The organism is Mesorhizobium sp. M0478 (assembly GCF_040321305.1).
Classification (GTDB): Bacteria; Pseudomonadota; Alphaproteobacteria; order Rhizobiales; family Rhizobiaceae; genus Mesorhizobium.
This window is the reverse complement of the sequence record NZ_JAMYRH010000005.1, coordinates 409,046-427,091: the sequence shown is the minus strand read 5'-3', so window position 1 is coordinate 427,091 and position 18,046 is coordinate 409,046. Positions and strand designations below refer to the sequence as shown.

Here is an 18,046-nt window from a genome sequence, read left to right as displayed (position 1 = left end):
GGTGCTGCGGAAATCCTACACCGGCCCCAAACATACCGGCAAATTCCTGACGAAACCTTCCAGGTGAGCTGGAGGGCACCGACGGAGGATAATTCAAATTGTCCGCATGGTCGATGGACTTGGGGAAGTAAGTCATGCCGGAGGGACAGCACCCCCCTCTGTCCTGCCGGACATCTCCCCCGCAAGTGGGGAGATTGGCAGCTTCAACCTTATCGCTCCTCTTGCAAGGTTTGCGATTGGCGAAAGCAGAGGCGACATCCGATCTCCCCCCTTGCGGGGGAGATGTCCGGCAGGACAGAGGGGGGGTGTGCCGGATCGCCAACACCTCCCGATCTACTTCCCCGAAAACAACGGCAAATCTCTTGCGAAATCCTCCATGTCCGCCCACGGATCGCCCGACGTCGCCAACAGCCCCGGCAAGGACGAATAGTTCAGATCCTGCGGCGCATCGATCGTCTCAAGGTCTGCCCAACTCACCGGCGTCGACGCCGGCAGGTTGGTGCGGGCGCGCAGCGAATAAGGCGCCGCGGAGGTGTGGCCGCGCGCGTTGCGGTGATAGTCGATGAAGATGCGGCGCTTGCGGTTTTCCTTGCCCATTGTGGTGGTGAAAGTGTCGGGCGCGGTGGCCGCTAGGTGCGTGGAGATGGCGCTGGTCGCCTGGTGCAGCTTCTTCCAGTTCTGCTTTTGCGTCACCGGCACGGTTATGTGGATGCCGCTGCCGCCGGATGTCTTGGCGAACGGCACCAGGCCGAGCCGTTCCAATTCGCCCTTGATGTGGACGGCGGCCTCGACCACCTCGCGCCAGGCGATGCCCTCACCCGGATCGAGATCGAAAACGATCTGGTCGGGCTTGTCGAGGCTCAAGCGATGCGTGCCCCAGGTGTGGAACTCGACGACGCCGAACTGCGCCAGCGCCAGATAGCCTTTTGCTCCCTCGACCGACAGATAGGATTTGGTTTCACCTTCGGAGTTGGTGGCGTCAAAAGTGACCACCGACGGCGGCATGCCGGTGAAGGCGTGGCGCTGGAAGAAACAGTCCTTCGGCAGGCCCGTCGGGCAGCGCACCAGCGACACCGGGCGGCCCATAATGTGCGGCAGCATGAAATCGCCGACCAGCGCGTAATAGACGGCGATGTCGAGTTTGGTCGGCCCGGTCTTGCCGAACAGCCGCCGCTCCGGATTGGTCACCCAGATGGTTGCGAGATCAGCTTCGGCGATCAGCCGCTTGCGCTTCGGCGACACCGGCGTCGACAGGCCGACATCGCGCAAGCCCCGAAACACACCGTGGCGCAGCGAATTGTCCGCCGTTCGGTTGGCGTAGTGGATGCGGGCCGACAGCATCGGCCGCACCCATTTCATCTCGCGCATGATCTCGCGCGGCACACCCTCGGGTGCTGTCGCGCCGTCGCGCAGCGGCTGCAGCCGGGCCAGCAAGTCGCCCGCCGTAGCGGCATCGAAGCCGGTGCCAACCTTGCCGCGATAGTGCAGTTCGCCATCCGCGAATTCAGCCATGCCGAGTGCCGCCAGTCCTTCGGCCGCGTCGGAAACGGTGTAGCCGGCGATGATGAAATCGCCGGTCTCCAGCGCCTTGACCTTGGTCCAGCTCTTCGTGCGGCCGCTCTGGTACATGGCGTTGGCGCGCTTGGAGACGACGCCTTCCAGCCCAAGGATCGAGGCCTGATCGTACAGCCCCTGTCCGTCGCCTTCGACATGGTCGCTCAGCTGGATGGCGGAGTTGGCGCCCTGTCCGGCTAGCAGTTCGGCGAGCAGGGCCTTGCGCTTTGCGAGCGGCGCCTTGCGGAGGTCCCAGCCGTCGAGATGCAGCAGGTCGAAGGCATAGAAATGGAGCTTGCTGCCCGCACCCGCCGACAGCGCATCCTGCAGCAGCGCGAAACGCGAGATGCCCTTCTCGTCCAGCACCATGATCTCGCCGTCGATGATCGCCTGGCTGAGCGGTAGCCGGGAAAAGGCTTGCGGCAGGTCGCCGTAACGCTTCGTCCAGTCGATGCCGCCGCGGGTGATCAACCTGACCTCGCCATCTCCGACATGCGCCATGGTACGATAGCCGTCGAATTTTATTTCGTGCAACCAGAGTTCACCTGTGTCTTCCACTGGCCCACCCGGTGGCTTCGGCACCTGCGTGGCGAGCTGCGGCTCGATGCGCGACGGCGGATCGCCCCTGACCGCACCGGGCAACGCACCGGGTTTCAGCGCGCCGGGTTTGGGGGGCAGGCGGGCCGGCTTTTTCGGCGGCGCCACCAGCTCCTCGATGCGCTTGCCGGACTTCACGCTTTCCGGCCGCGCTTCCAGGATGTCGAGGCCGGTATCGGCGGCGAGATCGCGCTCCTTGAACAGCAGCCAGTTTTTCTTCTCGCTGTCTTCGCCGGGCTTGGGCTTCAGACGGGTCAGCATCCAGCCGCCATTCAACTTGTCGCCGGCCAGCCGGAACTTGAAGGCGCCGGTGCGCAGGCTCTTGTCGACATCGTCCATCGGCGCCCACGTGCCGGTGTCCCAGACGATCATCGGCCCGCCGCCATATTCGCCTTCAGGAATGACGCCCTCGAAGTCGATATATTCGAGCGGATGGTCCTCGGTCTCAACTGCGAGCCGCTTGTCGGCAGGGTTGAGCGAGGGGCCGCGCGGCACCGCCCAGCTTTTCAGCACGCCGCCGACCTGCAGGCGCAAATCGTAATGGTCGGCGGTGGCGTGATGCTTGTGGACGACGAAGCGGTTGCCGTCGCCTGAAATGAGCCCGCCCGCCGGTTCCGGCGTCTTCGTAAATTCGCGCTTGGCGCGATAGGCCTTGAGTGTTGGCGGGGTTGGCATGGGTCAGGCGGGAGCGGCGGCGGACGAAGCTTCCCTGCGCCGTGTTCCTGCACAGTGCTGTCCCGCCAACATTTCAAATTTCCCAGCGCGGTGCGAAGGAACGGCGTTCACACTCAATCGTCGGTGGCCGGCGTCAGGTCTAGCTCGGCCGGGGACAGCCCTTGCTGGAGCTGGCTCAGCCGGAACTCGTCGACCCAGTAGGCCTCGCCGTCGACCAGCACGCGGGCCGAGTAGACGCCGCCGGAAAAGCTTTGCGCGGTGACGTAGACCTTGTGGCGGTCGAGCGCCTTGCGCACCGCGGCGCGCTTGGAATTCTGGCTGGTGACGGAACTGGCCATGGCTCACTCATACACAAGCCGCCCGGCATGGCGGCGGCATAAGGATGCTGGAGATCGGCCGCTCTGTCAATTTTGACCGCCTGCTTCTGGCAGCGCTACGATCCGACGGCAGCAAAAAACCGCTGCGCCTCGGCAGCGGACTTTGCAATGGCGACGACAATATTCGGTTAGTGGTCCGAAGGAATTATGAGCGCGGTGACGCGCGAGAGCTGCTGACGCCGGTTCAGCGTCGGCTTCTCGTAGATCTTCTTCATTGGTATCCCATGGCCCCCAATGGCCGCCGGCAAAGGCGCTTGCGGCTGGGTTTTGTCAAGGGAAGCGCTGTTCTTCCGCCGAACAGCTATGGAAACTGGAGGAGCGGCCGCTATAGTTTTCCTCAGCCCCAAGGAGAACGGCAATGACCCTCAGCACCCGCAAACTCGGCAGCCAGGGGCTGCAGGTCTCGGTGATCGGCCTCGGCTGCATGGGCATGAGCCAGTCCTACGGCCCTGCCGACGAGGCGGAATCGATCGCCACCCTGCACCGAGCCATCGAACTCGGCTGTACCTTCCTCGACACGGCGGAAGTCTACGGCGCCTATGCCAATGAAGAACTGCTCGGGCGGGCGCTGAAGGGCCGGCGCGATGAGGTGACCCTTGCCACCAAATTCGGCTTCCGCATCGAAAACGGCAGACAGGTCGGCACGGAGCGTGACAGCCGGCCCGACCATATCCGCGAGGCGCTGGAGGGCTCGCTGAAGCGGCTCGGCACCGACCATATCGACCTTTACTACCAGCATCGCGTCGATCCGGCGGTGCCGATGGAAGACGTCGCCGGCACGGTCGGCCGGCTGGTTGCCGATGGCAAGGTGCGCTTCTTCGGCCTGTCGGAAGCGGGCGCGGCGAATATCGGCCGTGCGCATGCCGTGCACCCTGTCTCGGCGCTGCAGAGCGAGTATTCGCTTTGGGAGCGCAATCTGGAGCCGGAGATCATCCCGCTGCTCAAAAAGCTCGGCATCGGCCTGGTGCCGTTCGCGCCGCTCGGCCGCGGTTTCCTCGCCGGCGACGTCAAGCGCGCCGAGGATTATCCGGAAGGCGATTTCCGCCGCGGCGACCCCCGCTACCAGGGCGCCAACTACGACGCTAATGTCGCGGCTGCGGCTGCGGTGCAGGAGGTGGCCGCGGCCAAAGGGGCAAAGCCCGCACAGATCGCGCTGGCCTGGGTGCTCGGCAAGGGCGACGGTTTCGGCATTGACATCGTGCCGATCCCGGGGACAAAGCGGCGCAAGTATCTGGAGGAAAATGTTGCTGCGGCCGCGATCACGCTCGAGCGGCCGAGATAGCTGCGCTCGACGCTGCCCTTGCGCCGGGCAAGGTCTCAGGGCCGCGCTACAATGAGCGGGTGATGACGACGATCGATCGGTAGAGGCGTCTAAGCTGCCAATCTCCCCCCTCGTGGGGGAGATGCCTGGCAAGGCAGAGGGGGGCGCGAAGGATCGCCCGCATCAAGTATTCTGCGTAGAGGTTAGCTCAAAGATGTAAGTGAAATTGGCCAATGTCGGCGGGACAGCGCCCCCCTCTGTCCTGCCGGACATCTCCCCCACAAGGGGGGAGATTAGCAGTTTCAGCCCCTCGCCTCACCTTGCGTAATCGATTTTCCTTGGCTAGCATCCCTGGGTCGGCGCCGAGCGGAGGAGACGTTGCGGTGGACCGGCTGGAGCGCCGTCGCGTCCGTTCGGGCGCTCACAGGACACTCCATTTTTGAATCGACGCAGGAAAATCCCGAGCCGCTAACGGTTTCGGGCTCCTGCATCCATGTGGGAGGATATCTGATGAACAGACGCGAATTCCTGTTGTCGACCGTGGCGACCGGCGCCATGGCGCTGGCTGTGCCCATGGCCTTTGCCGCCGACAAACTGACCATATTGGGTTCGGTGCCCAATCTCGGCTTCCCGTTCTTTGTGCACATGCTGAACGAGATCAAGGCGGAGGCGCAAGCGCAAGGCGTCAATCTGACCGAGAGCGACGGCCAGAACTCGGCGCCGAAGCAGACCGCCGACATCGAGGCCGCACTTGTGCAGAAGGTCAACGCCATCGTGATTTCGCCGCTTGACGTCAACGCGCTGGCGCCGGCGATCGAGGAAGCGGTCAAGGCCGGGGTTCCGGTGGTGACGATCGACCGCCGCGTCGACGGCGTCGAGGGCATTCTGGCCCATGTCGGCGCCGACAATGTCAAGGGCGGCGAGGCCGAGGCGCAGGCCATGGTGGCGGCGTTCCCCAACGGCGCCAAGCTGTTCCATTTGCAGGGCCAGCCGGGTGCCGGGCCCGCGATCGACCGCAACAAAGGCGTCCACAATGTGCTCGATCCGCTCAAGGACAAGTACCAGATCATCTTCGAGCAGACCGCCAACTTCGCCCGCGCCGAAGCGCTGTCGGTGACCGAGGCCGGGCTTGCCGCCAACGGCAAGCCGGACGCCATCATCTGCGCCAATGACGACATGGCGCTCGGCGCGCTCGAAGCCTGTGCCGCGCGCAACTTCACCGACGTCAAGATCTACGGCTTCGACGCGCTGCCGGAAGCGCTGGTCGCCGTGCGCGACGGCAAGCTCGCCGGCACTGTCGAACAGTTCCCCGGCGAACAGTCGCGCACGGCGGTGCAGATCGCGGTCGCCTTCGCCAGGGACAAGACCGAGCCGAAGGAGAAGCTGGTGCTGTTGACGCCGATCGTCATCGGCAAGGACAATCTCGACAAGGCGGAGAGGTTGAACGAGACGAAGTGAGAGTAAGGCCCATGACGGGTGGAGGTCGCGCTCTGTCGCGCCCCCCTCTGTCCTGCCGGACATCTCCCCCACTTGGGGGGAGATTGGCCGTCACGTCTGTTTTCGCCAATCGCCAACGCTGTAGAAAAAGTGCTGCCGGCAAAACTGCTGATCTCCCCCCGTGTGGGGGAGATGTCCGGCAGGACAGAGGGGGGCGCTGTCCCCCTGCCTATCGCAATCCGGGAGCAATGCTTGTCCGCCGTTGAGCCCACCGCATCATCGCCCCCGCTCCTTTCCGTCGAAGGCGTGACCAAGCATTTTTCCGGCGTCACCGCGCTCATCGACGTTTCGCTCGAGGTGCGGCCCAGTGAGATCCTTGGCCTGCTCGGCGAGAACGGCGCCGGCAAGTCGACGCTGTTGAAAATCCTGTCCGGCGTGATGCCGCCGTCAAGCGGCCGCATCGTCTTCGACGGCGCCGACTACGCGCCGTCCAGTCCGCAGGATGCGAAGCGGCATGGCATCGTCACCATCTATCAGGAACTGAGCCTGATCCCGACGCTGACGGTTGCGGAAAACATCTTCATCGGCCGCGCGCCGATCGGTCCGCTCGGGCTGGTCAGCTGGCGCAGGATGGAGGAGGCCTCGCGCGCGATCATCGCCCGCGTCGGTCTCGACATCGATCCGGCAACGCCGGTGTCCTCGCTATCGGTAGCCGAACAGCAGCTGGTCGAAATCGCCCGCGCTCTGTCGCTGGAAAGCCGCCTGATCATCATGGACGAGCCGACCTCGGCGCTGACCGAGACTGAGGTGCAGAAGCTTATGTCGATCATGGACAGGCTGCGCAAGGACGGTGTCGCCATCATGTTCGTCACCCACCGGCTGGAAGAAGCGTCCGCCATTTGCGACCGCATGACCGTGCTGCGGGACGGCAGGCTGGCCGGTCATCTCGACCGCGACGGCCGGCCCATCCAGATTCCGAAGATCATCGAGAAGATGGTCGGCCGCGCCGCCTCCGAACTCTACGCGCGGCCGACGCAGCGCGACGTCGCCGGCGAGGTCCGGCTCTCGGTGCGAGGCTTGCGAACGGTGCGCGATCCGCTGGCGCCGCACGCCATCGTGCTCGAAGGCGTCGACCTCGATGTGAAGGCCGGCGAAATCCTCGGCGTTGCCGGTCTCGTCGGTTCCGGCCGCACCGAGCTTGCCCGCGCCATTTTCGGCGCCGACCGCATCGCGGCGGGTAACATCACGCTGGACGGCAAGCCGATCGCCCCGGCCTCCCCCGCCGACGCCATCAAACTCGGCATCGGGCTGGTGCCGGAAGACCGCAAGCACCAGGCGATTTTTGCAGCACTTGGCATTCTCAACAATTTCTCCATCGCCTCGCTCGGCCGCTACAGCAATGGCGCCGGCTTCATGGCCGAACGGCGCGAGCGCGAGGCGCTGGCCGGCTATCGCAAGGCACTGTCGATCCGCATGGCTTCGCCCGAGCAGGCGATCGAGGGGCTGTCCGGCGGCAACCAGCAAAAGGTGATCCTGGCCCGCTGGCTGGCGCGCGACCCGAAAGTACTGATCGTCGACGAGCCGACGCGCGGCGTCGATGTCGGCGCCAAGGCCGAAGTGCACCAGATCCTGGTGCAGCTTGCCGCACGCGGCATCGCCATCATGATGATCTCGTCGGAGCTGCCGGAGGTGCTGGCGGTGTCGGATCGCATCGTTACGATGCGGCGCGGCCGTATCACTGGCGAAATGCCGGGCATCGAAGCGACCGAGGAAAAACTGATGGAACTGATGGCGCTCGACCGCAAGCAGGACGCAACGCAATGACCAGCACCACCGAACAGACCCAGCGCAGCGGCATCAACATCGCGCGGCTTCTGATGAGTTTTGGGCCGCTGATGTTCCTGGCGGTGTTGATCGTCATCTTCACCGTGCTGAAGCCGAGCTTCATCGATCCAATCAACCTGTTCAACATTTTGAGGCAGATCTCGATCACCGGGCTGATCGCGCTCGGCATGACTTTCGTCATCCTCACTGCCGGCATCGACCTGTCGGTCGGCTCACTGCTCGCCTTCTGCGGCATGGTGGCGGCGGTGGTGGCCAAGGGCGGCACCGCCAACACGCTGTCGCTGTCGACCACGGGCACGCAAGGATATGGCTGGTTCGCCGCCTTGCTTGCCGCCGTCATCGTCGGGGCGCTGGCCGGCGGCGTCCAGGGCTTTGCCATCACCAGGCTGAAAGTGCCGCCCTTCGTCGTCACGCTGGGTGGTCTCACAGTGTTTCGCGGCCTGACGCTGACCATCTCCAATGGTGGACCGATCTCCGGTTTCGACGCCTCGATGCGCTGGTTCGGCACCGGGCTCATCGGACCGGTGCCGGTGCCGGCGATCATCTTCGCGGTGGCGGCCATCCTGTGCCACATCGTGCTGCGCTATACGCGCTACGGCCGCGCCGTCTATGCCGTCGGCGGCAATGCCGAGGCCGCGCGCCTTTCGGGCCTGCGCGTCGACCGCATTCTGATCTCGGTCTATGTCATCGTCGGCTTCTTCGCCGGGCTGGCGGCCTTCGTTTTGTCAGCACGGCTCAACTCCTCCGAAGCCGTAGCCGGCATCGGCTACGAACTTACGGTGATTTCCGCCGTGGTCATCGGCGGTACCTCGCTATTCGGCGGCATCGGCTCGGTCGGCGGCACGGTGGTGGGCGCAGCGCTGATCGGCGTGCTGCAGAACGGGCTGCAGTTCAACAATGTCTCGTCCTACACACAAAGCATCGTCATCGGCCTGATCCTGATCCTGGCCGTGGCCTTCGATCGTTGGCTGAAGTCGCGGGTAAGGCGGTAAGGGATCGGCCATGGTTCAGATCAGGGCGATGGCAGAGAACGATGTAGCGTCGGTATCGCGGCTGCTGGGAGAGTCTTGGCGGCGCACCTATTCGTCGATCCTGGGACCTGAAAATACCGCGCGGCTCTCGGACGACAAGCATGCGCCCGAGCGGCTGGCAGAGGAACTTGGGGACGACAACAAGATGTCGTTCGTGGCCGAACGGCCGGACGGTTCGATCGCCGGCTACGCGATGGCGGCGATGGACGATCGTGGCGATGTCCTGCTCGACCGGCTGCACATCGACAAGACAGAGTTCGGCAGCGGGCTCGCCACCGACCTGCTGCACGCGGTGCTTGTCGCGCATGCCGGCATCCCCAGCATTGCGCTGGAAGTGATCGAGGGCAACGACCGGGCGATCGCCTTCTATCGCAAGCACGGTTTCGAAGTGGTCGAGCGCCACACGGCCGCGCACGGCGTTGGCGGCCACGCCTCGCTGATCATGCGCCGGCTGCTGTCGAGGGCGTAAGGAAGGGAACAGGCAGTGTGGAATAGGGAATAAGGTGGCGCGGATCGATACCCTACGCCTACAGCCTACTGCGCCGCCGCTTGCCGGCCGTCCTCGTCGTCCGGCATATCGAGAATTTCGATCAGCCGCGCCACCTTCGTTCCCGGCAAGCGGCGGCCCTCGTTGACCAGCGCCTCGTCGGCACCGAGCCAGGCGAACGCCTCGCGCAGTTCTTCAAGGGTGGCGCCGGTCAGCGCGATGTCGGCTATGACTGCCTCGTCTACCGGCCCCAACACCGAAATGATGTCGTCGCGTGTCATGGTCACCTCCATGCTAAGTGCCGGCCGGTCGTCGAGATGACGCCGAGACCCGGCCATCCAGCCAACGGATTGCGAGTAAAAACCGCCGACAAAGCAGAATCTGGGTCTTCTTTTCGACTAAGCAAGATGAACGCGCGCGCCTTTTGCCGTCAAGCAGCCGAGTGCGGATCGATGCTGTAGAGATGCACGGGATAGCCGGGACCGATGGCGTCGCGCACCCGGTCCGTCCAGGCGAGGACCGCCGGATAAGCCGCCAGCGCAAAGCCGCAATCTTCGGCACGGTGGCCGTAGGCATAGACAGCAATGTCGGCGATGGTGAGCGTGTCGCCGACAAGGAACGGCGTGTCGTTCAGGCTGCGCTCCAGCGCTGCCAGCGTGCGGGCGCCGGCTTCGCGCTTGGCCGGAACCATCGCCTGGTTGCGCTCCAGCCTTCCGGCCAGCGTCCAGAAGCGCAGGGAGCCGATGACCGGCTCGACATGGTACTGTTCGAAGAACAGCCATTGCATAATTTTCGCGCTGACATAGCGATCCGCCGGCAGCAAGGGCGTGCCTTCGGCGAGATAAATGAGGATCGCATTCGATTCGGCGATCGCACGGCCATCCTCGAGTTCGAGCACAGGAACGGCGCCGGCCGGGTTGAGCTTCAGGAAGGCGTCGGTGTGGCTCTCGCCCTCGAAAATCGACACCAGGCGGCTTTCATAGGGAATGTTGAGCAGGCCGAGCACGACCCTCGCCTTCCAAACGTTTTGCGACGGCAAATAATCATGAAGCGTGAGCATGGCTGTCCTTTCGCTGCGGTCGACGCCTGATTTGCACGGTGCCACGATCCCAGCCACCCGAATCCTGCAATGTGTACGCGCGGAAACAGATAAACTATACGCATGTAGAGTTTTATTGACTTCGCTGTATGTGCGATTTACCCGATAAACACTTGCGTCGGATAACTGCGCGGGCAAGCAATCAGTTTGCGTGTGAGAGGAATCGCAAGCATGAGCCTTTCGCGCCGAAGCGAGATCGCCGCCGAGGCCGTGGGGCCAACGATTGTCGCCGGCGAAATCCTGGTCGAGATCATGGCGACGGAACGGGGTTTCGGCTTCCTCGAGCCGCAATCGCTTGTCGGGCCATTCCCCAGCGGTGCGCCGGCGATCTTCATCGATCAGGTCGCCCGGCTGGGAGGCGGCGCCGGCATTATCGGCTGCGTCGGCCGCGACGATTTCGGCACGCTCAACCTGGACAGGCTGGAGCGCGACGGCGTCGACGTCTCAGCCGTCGATATCAGCGACCGCTTCCCGACGGGATGCGCCTTCGTGCGCTACCGGCCCGATGGTATCAGGGACTTCGTCTACAACATCGCCGAATCCGCCGCCGGGCAGATCCACCTGACCACTGCTGCGCGCCTGCTGGCGGACAGGGCCGGCCATCTGCATATCATGGGATCGACGCTGTCGGTGGCAGGGCTGAAGGAGATCGTCAGCTACGCAGTGCAGGCGGTTCGTGCCCGCGGCGGCTCGACCTCATTCGACCCGAATGTGCGCAAGGAGCTGATCGACGGCTCCGACGGCGCACTGTTTTCCGCACTCATCGACGATGCCGACCTGCTGCTGCCGTCCGGCGACGAATTGCTCGCTACGGCGGGCGTCGATGACGAGCACCGGGCGGTGGCGGCGCTGTTTGCCAGGGGCGTCGGCGAGATCGTGCTGAAGCGCGGTGCTGACGGCTCTTCCTGGTTCGGCGCCGACGGCGCCAGGATCGACTGCGCCGGTTTTCAGGTCGAGGAAGTCGACCCCACGGGCGCCGGCGATTGTTTCGGCGCCACCTACCTGACCTGCCGCCGCCAGGGGATGGAGCCCGGCAAGGCGCTGCTTTATGCCAATGCCGCCGGCGCCCGCAACGTCACCCGGCGCGGCCCGATGGAGGGCGTCACCAGCTTCGACGGACTCGATCAATTCATCAAGGGAACAGCGAGACGGACATGAGCGCCAACCCGCTTGCAGGCCTCGCCAGCGCGCGCAAAAACGGCTCGCCCTACGGCATCACCTCGATCTGCTCCGCGCATCCGCTGGTGATCCAGACGGCGATCAGGCGCGCCGTTGCCGACAGGGAGAAAAACCTGCTGATTGAGGCAACCTGCAATCAGGTCAACCAGTTCGGCGGCTATACCGGAATGACCCCGGCGCTGTTCGTCGCCTTCGTGCTGGAGATCGCCTGCCGCGAGGGGCTGGAAGCCTCGCGTATCATCTTCGGCGGCGACCATCTGGGACCGAACCCGTGGCGCGCAGAGCCGGCGGCGCAGGCGATGGACAAGGCCGAGGCCATGGTCGGCGCCTATATCGCGGCCGGCTTCACCAAGATCCATCTCGACGCATCGATGGGCTGCGCCGGCGAGCCGGCGGCGCTTGACGACGAGACCATCGCCACCCGGGCGGCGCGGCTGGCAAAGGCGGCCGAAACGGGCGCGCACGCCGCAGGCAGCACCTTGCCGGTCTACATCATCGGCACCGAAGTTCCCGCCCCCGGCGGCGTCGACCATGCGATCAGCGAGTTGAAGCCGACCGAGGCGGCGGCGGCGCGGCGCACGATCGAGGTTCACCGGGAGATCTTTGCCCGCGAAGGCCTGACCGAGGCGTTCGGCCGCGTCATGGCCGTGGTGGTGCAGCCGGGCGTGGAATTCGGCAGCCAGAATGTCGTCGCCTACGCGCCCGAAAAATCCAAGGGCCTGACCGGCTTGCTCGATGAGCAGCCGTCGCTCGTCTACGAGGCGCATTCGACCGACTACCAGACCCGTGCGGCTTTGACCGCGCTGGTCGCAAACGGCTTTCCTATCCTCAAGGTCGGCCCCGGCCTGACCTTCGCCTTGCGCGAGGCGCTTTACGGGCTCGACCTGATCGCCTCCGAAATGGCCAGGGACTATGGCGACCGGTCGCTCGCCCGCACCATGGAAAGCGCGATGCTGGCAGCACCCGGCCATTGGCACAGCCACTATCATGGCAACGAAGCAGAGCTCTATGTGCAGCGGCATTACAGCTACAGCGATCGCATCCGCTATTATTGGAGCAACCCCACCGCTGTCGCGGCGGTCGAGCGCCTGCGCAAGGCGCTGGACGACGTTGCCATTCCCGAAACGCTGATGCGGCAATTCCTGCCGGCGCTGCCGGCCGAACTCGGGCCGGCGGGCAATCCCGAGGCTATCCTTCTCGAAGCTGTCGATCAGGTGCTGGCCGACTATGACGCGGCCTGCCGTGGGACCTGAGTGCATTGCGCCGGGTTGATCTTTGCCTCAGCCCAGTGTCTCTGACGTTTCCATGAAACCAGCCATGTTCTTTCTCCTGTTCGCGGCCTCCCTGCTGGCGTCGCCGGCACGCGCCGACTGGAAGCCGGTCGAAAAGGTCGAGACCTACGCCATCGCAGGGCGGACCGGCCCGGAACTCTATGCCGCGATCGGCGAAGCCGGCCCCTTGCTCGGCAAGGGTCGGGTCATTGCGCACACCAATTTCAAGCTGACCTGGACCAGGGACTACAGGCCGCAAGGTGACGCCTGCGTGCTCAAATCGGCGCGCCCGAAACTGATCATCACCTACACCTTGCCAAAGCCGGCCGAACCGTTGCCGGCTTCCGTCCAGAAGAACTGGACGGTGTTCATCGCCGGGCTCGCCGCCCACGAGAGAGTGCATGGCGCAGCCATCGCCGAGATGGTGCGCAAGATCGAGGCGGTGAGCGTCGGCCTGACCGTTAATGATGACCCCGGCTGCAGCAAGATCAGAACCGAGCTGACGAGGCAACTCGTCCAGATCTCGCTGGCACAGCGGCAGGCGAGCCGCGACTTCGACCGGGTCGAATTCGGCCCCGGCGGAAACCTGCAAAAGCTGGTGCTGGCTTTTGTGAATGGGGGGTAGTTTGCCGGTGTGCCGTTCATTGCGCCGAGTGTTTCGAACGACAAGAAAACCGTCCGCATGGCCGCTTTACAGGCAGGCTTGGTAGCGCTACCGTCTGATCGTCACGCGACCTGTTGGGGGAATGGGAGACGGCCGCGAGGCGGGAGAGGAGCGGTTTCCTTCGGGGCGTCGCAAGAAGCATTCGGGAGGAGATCGATGGCGTCTGTCGTGATCGGCGATGTTTACAAATCGTTCGGGACCGTCGAGGTCCTGCATGGCGTCAGTGTGGATATCGACGACGGCGAATTCGTCACGCTGGTCGGCCCGTCGGGTTGCGGAAAATCGACCCTTCTCAGGATGATCGCCGGCCTGGAAAAGATTTCTCGGGGCGAGATCGCGATCGGGGATCGGGTCGTCAACAACGTTGCGCCGAAAGAGCGCGACGTTGCCATGGTGTTCCAGAACTACGCGCTCTACCCGCACATGACGGTCGCCGAGAACATGGCGTTCTCGCTCATGCTCAAAGGTGTTTCGAAGGCCGATTGCGCTACCAGCATTCAGCGCGCCGCCGAAATCCTCGGGCTGGTGCCATTGCTGACGCGATATCCGCGCCAGCTTTCCGGCGGCCAGCGCCAGCGCGTCGCCATGGGCCGGGCGATCGTGCGCGATCCACAGGTTTTCCTGTTCGACGAACCGCTCTCCAATCTCGACGCCAAGCTCAGGGTGCAGATGCGCGCCGAGATCAAGGAACTGCACCAGCGGCTCAAGACGACGACAGTCTATGTCACCCACGACCAGATCGAGGCCATGACCATGGCCGACAAGATCGTCGTCATGCATGACGGCATCGTCGAACAGATCGGACCGCCGCTGGAGCTCTACGACAGGCCCAACAATCTCTTCGTCGCCAGTTTCATCGGCTCGCCCGCCATGAACCTGATCAAGGGCGAGATCGTCACCGACGGGTCTCCGTCCTTTCGCGGCGCCGGGGGAATTTCCGTGCCGCTGGCCGGCGCGCCGGCGGTTGGCAACGGTCATCCGGTGGTGCTGGGAATACGGCCCGAGCATTTGCGGCTATCGTCAGACCAAGGCATTCAAGTCACCGTCGCGGTGGTCGAGCCGACCGGGTCGGAAGTGCAGATCATCGGCCGCACCGCCGGCGGCGACGAGATCGTCGCCAATTTCCGCGAACGCCATGCCTTCACACCGGGCGAATCCATACGGCTCTCTGCCGCGCCTGGCCTGATTCATCTCTTTGACGGCAAGACCGGAACACGATTTGAAACGCGTAACGGATGGTAAGGACCGCATAGCAAGGAAGATAAACCGGAGGAGACGACCATGAAATTCACGAGACGCGATGTAATCCGCACGACCGCAGGTGCCGCGGCGGGAGCTCTGGGAAGCCGGTTCGTCGGCTCGCCGGCTTTTGCCCAGGAGGGCTTGAAATACAAGCCCGAGGAAGGCGCAAAGCTGCGGCTGCTGCGCTGGTCGCCCTTCGTCAAGGGCGATGAGGATCAATGGCTGGCCAACACCAAGCGCTTCACCGAGGCGACAGGTGTCGAGGTTCGTGTCGACAAGGAAAGCTGGGAGGACATTCGCCCCAAGGCAGCGGTCGCCGCCAATGTCGGTTCCGGCCCGGACCTCATGTTCGTCTGGTTCGACGACCCGCATCAATATCCCGACAAGCTGCACGACGTGACCGAGCTCGGCGAGTATCTGGGCTCGAAATATGGCGGCTGGCACGACGGACCAAAGCAATATGCGACGCGGGACGGCAAGTTCGTCGGCCTGCCGCTGGCCACGATCGGCAATGCCATCGTCTATCGCGAAAGCTGGGTGAAGGAGGCCGGCTTCTCCGAATTTCCGAAGGACACGGCAGGCTTCCTCGAGCTTTGCAAGGCGTTGCAGGCGAAGGGACATCCGGCCGGCTTCACGCACGGCCACGGCGTCGGCGACGGCAACAATTACGCGCACTGGCTGCTGTGGAGCCATGGCGGCCAGATGGTCGACGAGAGCGGCAAGGTGGCGATCAACAGCCCCGAGACGCTAAAGGCGATCGGATACGCGCAGGAACTCTACAAGACCTTCATTCCCGGGACCGAAAGCTGGCTCGACGTCAATAACAACCGCGCCTTCCTGGCCGGCGAACTCGGCGTCATCGCCAACGGCATTTCCGCCTACAATACGGCCAAGATCAACAAGGACAACGATCCGAAGCTGGCTGAGATCGCCAAGGACATCCGCACCACCAACCTGCCGATCGGTCCCGTCGGGAAATCGGTCGAACTGTTCCAGGTGACCACCGCCGTCATCTTCAACTACACGCCCTACCCCAATGCGGCCAAGGCCTATCTGCAGTTCATGTTCGAGGATCCGCAGATGACCGACTGGATCACCTCCTCGGCGGGCTATTGCTGCCAGACGCTGAAGGCCTTCGACAACAATCCAGTGTGGACGGCCGACCCGAACAATGCCGCCTATGCCAAGGCCTCGGCGACGCTGCGCCCCAACGGCTATGCCGGGCCGCTCGGCTATGCCTCGGCGGCGACCATGGCCGACTATGTCCTGGTCGACATGTTTGCCAAGGCGGTGACCGGCCAGGCGACGCCGCAGGAGGCGATGGAGGAGGCGGAGAAGCGCGCCAACCGCTACTACCGCGTTTGATCACGGCACCGCCGGGCAGCGTCTAGTGCGCTGCCCGGCCCGTCGCACAATCCCATGGCGGCCATTGACGCCGTGACCTGATTCCCCGATGAGGAGCCCTCCATGGCCGTGCCGTCCGTTGCCGCCCAGCCGCGTCCGTCGATGCTTTCGCGGATCTCCGAAAGCCGCAACGCGCTGGGCTTCGGCTTCATGCTGCCGGCGGCGGCGCTGCTGCTGGTCTTCCTGACCTATCCGCTCGGGCTGGGCGTCTGGCTCGGCTTCACCGATGCCCGTATCGGCCGCCCCGGCATCTTCATTGGCACCGAGAACTATCAGTATCTGTGGAGTGACGCCGTCTTCTGGCTGTCCGTCTTCAACACCTTGCTCTACACGGTCAGCGCCTCGATCCTGAAGTTCGTGCTCGGCCTGTGGCTGGCGCTCATTCTCAATGAAAACCTGCCGTTCAAATCGTTCTTCCGCGCGATAGTCCTGCTGCCTTGGGTGGTGCCCACCGTACTGTCAGCCATCGCCTTCTGGTGGATCTACGATTCGCAGTTCTCCATCCTGTCCTGGGCGCTGCAGCAAATGGGCCTGATCGACCACCGCATCAATTTCCTCGGCGATCCGGAGAATGCGCGCGCTTCGGTTATCGCCGCCAACGTCTGGCGCGGCATTCCTTTCGTCGCCATCACGCTGCTCGCCGGCCTGCAGACCATTCCGCAGTCGCTCTACGAGGCGGCCACGCTCGACGGCGCCAGTCGCTGGCAGTTGTTTCGTTATGTGACTCTGCCGCTGCTGACGCCGATCATCGCCATCACCATGACCTTCTCGGTGCTGTTCACTTTCACCGATTTCCAGCTGATCTACGTGCTGACCCGGGGCGGACCGGTGAATGCCACGCATCTGATGGCGACATTGTCTTTCCAGCGCGGCATTTCCGGCGGCCAGCTTGGCGAGGGCGCGGCCATCGCGGTGGCCATGATCCCGTTCCTGCTGGCGGCGATCCTGTTCAGCTATTTCGGCCTGCAACGCCGCAAATGGCAACAAGGCGGCGGAGACTGACATGGTCAAGACGGCCGCGACAAGGAAGGCGAAACGTGGGGATATCGACGAAGGCGGCATGGGCTACCTGCAGAGCCTGCCGCGCCGCGTGGTGACGGTCTATCTGCCGCTGCTGGTGTTCGTCTTCGTGCTTTTGTTTCCGTTTTACTGGATGACGATCACGGCGGTTAAACCCAATCTCGAAATGACCGACTATGCGCAGTTCAATCCGTTCTGGGTGGTGCATCCGACATTGGAGCACATCCGCTATCTCCTGTTCGAGACCTCCTATCCGGGCTGGCTGCTCAACACGATCATCATCTCGACCGCCGCTACGTTCCTGTCGCTGCTGGCGTCGGTGTTCGCCGCCTATGCGATCGAGCGGTTGCGCTTTTCCGGGGCGCGGCAGGTCGGCCTCGGCATCTTCCTCGCCTATCTGGTGCCGCCCTCGATCCTGTTCATTCCGCTGTCGGTGATGGTGTTCAACCTCGGGCTCTACGACACGCCCTTCGCGCTCATCCTTACCTATCCGACCTTCCTGGTGCCGTTCTGCACGTGGCTGTTGATGGGCTACTTCCGCTCCATCCCGTTCGAACTGGAAGAATGCGCGCTGATAGACGGAGCGAGCCGGTGGCAGATCCTCACCAAGATCGTGCTGCCGCTGTCGGTGCCGAGCCTGATCTCCGCCGGCATATTCGCCTTCACCCTGTCATGGAACGAGTTCATCTATGCGCTGACATTCATCCAGTCCTCGGAAAACAAGACCGTGCCGGTGGGTGTGCTGACCGAGTTGGTGCGCTCCGACGTCTACGAATGGGGGGCGCTGATGGCGGGAGCGCTGATCGGCTCGCTGCCGGTGGTGGTGCTCTATTCGTTCTTCGTCGAGCACTATGTCTCGTCGATGACCGGCGCGGTGAAGGAGTGACGCGCCGGCTCACGCAA

At 63.9% G+C, this 18,046-nt stretch carries 16 protein-coding genes and 1 pseudogene; 13 read left to right on the top strand and 4 right to left on the bottom strand.

The window, feature by feature from the left end; translation table 11 throughout:
* Nucleotides 1–333: 333 nt before the first annotated feature.
* The gene (ligD, locus tag NKI64_RS15755) at nt 334–2,826 is read right to left on the bottom strand and encodes a DNA ligase D (protein WP_023819070.1); all 2,493 of its coding nucleotides are present in this window, start codon (nt 2,824–2,826) and stop codon (nt 334–336) included.
* Between the two features lie 113 nt (nt 2,827–2,939).
* Nucleotides 2,940–3,164: a hypothetical protein gene (locus NKI64_RS15750; protein WP_023699154.1), complete on the bottom strand. Its 225-nt coding sequence runs from the start codon at nt 3,162–3,164 to the stop codon at nt 2,940–2,942.
* 44 nt (nt 3,165–3,208) lie between these two features.
* Here NKI64_RS15750 and NKI64_RS15745 point away from each other — a divergent pair, with 44 nt between their 5' ends.
* From NKI64_RS15745 to NKI64_RS15720, 6 genes and pseudogenes are all read left to right on the top strand, one after another.
* Nucleotides 3,209–3,565, top strand: coding sequence for a hypothetical protein (locus tag NKI64_RS15745; RefSeq protein ID WP_155921580.1), 357 nt, complete (start codon nt 3,209–3,211; stop codon nt 3,563–3,565).
* Nucleotides 3,562–4,568: pseudogene (locus NKI64_RS15740) on the top strand (aldo/keto reductase). The gene NKI64_RS15745 and the pseudogene NKI64_RS15740 overlap by 4 nt, the downstream one beginning before the upstream one ends.
* A 406-nt stretch (nt 4,569–4,974) precedes the next feature.
* Nucleotides 4,975–5,922 (top strand): substrate-binding domain-containing protein, encoded by a 948-nt coding sequence (locus NKI64_RS15735; protein ID WP_023834503.1) that lies wholly within the window; start codon nt 4,975–4,977, stop codon nt 5,920–5,922.
* Nucleotides 5,923–6,093: 171 nt separating this feature from the next.
* Nucleotides 6,094–7,725 (top strand): sugar ABC transporter ATP-binding protein, encoded by a 1,632-nt coding sequence (locus NKI64_RS15730; protein ID WP_502901377.1) that lies wholly within the window; start codon nt 6,094–6,096, stop codon nt 7,723–7,725.
* Entirely contained in the window at nt 7,722–8,738 is a 1,017-nt protein-coding gene (locus NKI64_RS15725) for an ABC transporter permease (protein WP_023673479.1), read from the top strand. The genes NKI64_RS15730 and NKI64_RS15725 overlap by 4 nt, the downstream gene beginning before the upstream one ends.
* 10 nt (nt 8,739–8,748) lie before the next feature.
* Complete coding sequence (locus NKI64_RS15720) at nt 8,749–9,246, top strand: GNAT family N-acetyltransferase (protein ID WP_023828764.1); 498 nt, start codon at nt 8,749–8,751, stop codon at nt 9,244–9,246.
* 65 nt (nt 9,247–9,311) lie between these two features.
* On the opposite strand, the gene NKI64_RS15715 is transcribed toward NKI64_RS15720, so the two are convergent.
* Nucleotides 9,312–9,545 carry a hypothetical protein gene (locus NKI64_RS15715; protein WP_031202909.1) on the bottom strand — a complete coding sequence of 78 codons (234 nt, stop codon included), beginning with the start codon at nt 9,543–9,545 and terminating at the stop codon, nt 9,312–9,314.
* A gap of 149 nt (nt 9,546–9,694) precedes the next feature.
* Complete coding sequence (locus tag NKI64_RS15710; protein ID WP_023834505.1) at nt 9,695–10,324, bottom strand: glutathione S-transferase family protein; 630 nt, start codon at nt 10,322–10,324, stop codon at nt 9,695–9,697.
* Between the two features lie 210 nt (nt 10,325–10,534).
* Between NKI64_RS15710 and NKI64_RS15705 the strand changes: the two genes are divergently transcribed.
* The 7 genes from NKI64_RS15705 to NKI64_RS15675 all read left to right on the top strand — a co-directional run bounded on the left by NKI64_RS15705 (nt 10,535) and on the right by NKI64_RS15675 (nt 18,029).
* The gene (locus tag NKI64_RS15705) at nt 10,535–11,521 is read left to right on the top strand and encodes a tagatose kinase (RefSeq protein WP_023699147.1); all 987 of its coding nucleotides are present in this window, start codon (nt 10,535–10,537) and stop codon (nt 11,519–11,521) included.
* On the top strand, nt 11,518–12,795 hold the full coding sequence (locus NKI64_RS15700) for a D-tagatose-bisphosphate aldolase, class II, non-catalytic subunit (protein ID WP_023699146.1): 1,278 nt from the start codon (nt 11,518–11,520) through the stop codon (nt 12,793–12,795). The genes NKI64_RS15705 and NKI64_RS15700 overlap by 4 nt, the downstream gene beginning before the upstream one ends.
* Nucleotides 12,796–12,847: 52 nt before the next feature.
* Nucleotides 12,848–13,438 carry a DUF922 domain-containing Zn-dependent protease gene (locus NKI64_RS15695; protein ID WP_023699145.1) on the top strand — a complete coding sequence of 197 codons (591 nt, stop codon included), beginning with the start codon at nt 12,848–12,850 and terminating at the stop codon, nt 13,436–13,438.
* 195 nt (nt 13,439–13,633) lie between these two features.
* Nucleotides 13,634–14,719: an ABC transporter ATP-binding protein gene (locus NKI64_RS15690; protein WP_352668637.1), complete on the top strand. Its 1,086-nt coding sequence runs from the start codon at nt 13,634–13,636 to the stop codon at nt 14,717–14,719.
* 39 nt (nt 14,720–14,758) lie between these two features.
* Entirely contained in the window at nt 14,759–16,084 is a 1,326-nt protein-coding gene (locus NKI64_RS15685; protein WP_023693796.1) for an ABC transporter substrate-binding protein, read from the top strand.
* A gap of 141 nt (nt 16,085–16,225) precedes the next feature.
* Nucleotides 16,226–17,125: a carbohydrate ABC transporter permease gene (locus NKI64_RS15680; protein WP_444849008.1), complete on the top strand. Its 900-nt coding sequence runs from the start codon at nt 16,226–16,228 to the stop codon at nt 17,123–17,125.
* A gap of 1 nt (nt 17,126) precedes the next feature.
* A complete protein-coding gene (locus NKI64_RS15675; RefSeq protein WP_352668635.1) occupies nt 17,127–18,029 on the top strand; it encodes a carbohydrate ABC transporter permease in 903 nt (300 codons plus the stop codon).
* The last annotated feature ends 17 nt before the right edge of the window (nt 18,030–18,046 follow it).

What these genes read in the sequence shown, in the direction of transcription:
- ligD (WP_023819070.1), bottom strand. Translation starts at nt 2,826, where the DNA reads ATGCCAACCCCGCCAACACTCAAGGCCTATCGCGCCAAGCGCGAATTT.
- NKI64_RS15750 (WP_023699154.1), bottom strand. Translation starts at nt 3,164, where the DNA reads ATGGCCAGTTCCGTCACCAGCCAGAATTCCAAGCGCGCCGCGGTGCGC.
- NKI64_RS15745 (WP_155921580.1), top strand. Translation starts at nt 3,209, where the DNA reads ATGCTGGAGATCGGCCGCTCTGTCAATTTTGACCGCCTGCTTCTGGCA.
- NKI64_RS15735 (WP_023834503.1), top strand. Translation starts at nt 4,975, where the DNA reads ATGAACAGACGCGAATTCCTGTTGTCGACCGTGGCGACCGGCGCCATG.
- NKI64_RS15730 (WP_502901377.1), top strand. Translation starts at nt 6,094, where the DNA reads ATGTCCGGCAGGACAGAGGGGGGCGCTGTCCCCCTGCCTATCGCAATC.
- NKI64_RS15725 (WP_023673479.1), top strand. Translation starts at nt 7,722, where the DNA reads ATGACCAGCACCACCGAACAGACCCAGCGCAGCGGCATCAACATCGCG.
- NKI64_RS15720 (WP_023828764.1), top strand. Translation starts at nt 8,749, where the DNA reads ATGGTTCAGATCAGGGCGATGGCAGAGAACGATGTAGCGTCGGTATCG.
- NKI64_RS15715 (WP_031202909.1), bottom strand. Translation starts at nt 9,545, where the DNA reads ATGACACGCGACGACATCATTTCGGTGTTGGGGCCGGTAGACGAGGCA.
- NKI64_RS15710 (WP_023834505.1), bottom strand. Translation starts at nt 10,324, where the DNA reads ATGCTCACGCTTCATGATTATTTGCCGTCGCAAAACGTTTGGAAGGCG.
- NKI64_RS15705 (WP_023699147.1), top strand. Translation starts at nt 10,535, where the DNA reads ATGAGCCTTTCGCGCCGAAGCGAGATCGCCGCCGAGGCCGTGGGGCCA.
- NKI64_RS15700 (WP_023699146.1), top strand. Translation starts at nt 11,518, where the DNA reads ATGAGCGCCAACCCGCTTGCAGGCCTCGCCAGCGCGCGCAAAAACGGC.
- NKI64_RS15695 (WP_023699145.1), top strand. Translation starts at nt 12,848, where the DNA reads ATGAAACCAGCCATGTTCTTTCTCCTGTTCGCGGCCTCCCTGCTGGCG.
- NKI64_RS15690 (WP_352668637.1), top strand. Translation starts at nt 13,634, where the DNA reads ATGGCGTCTGTCGTGATCGGCGATGTTTACAAATCGTTCGGGACCGTC.
- NKI64_RS15685 (WP_023693796.1), top strand. Translation starts at nt 14,759, where the DNA reads ATGAAATTCACGAGACGCGATGTAATCCGCACGACCGCAGGTGCCGCG.
- NKI64_RS15680 (WP_444849008.1), top strand. Translation starts at nt 16,226, where the DNA reads ATGCTTTCGCGGATCTCCGAAAGCCGCAACGCGCTGGGCTTCGGCTTC.
- NKI64_RS15675 (WP_352668635.1), top strand. Translation starts at nt 17,127, where the DNA reads ATGGTCAAGACGGCCGCGACAAGGAAGGCGAAACGTGGGGATATCGAC.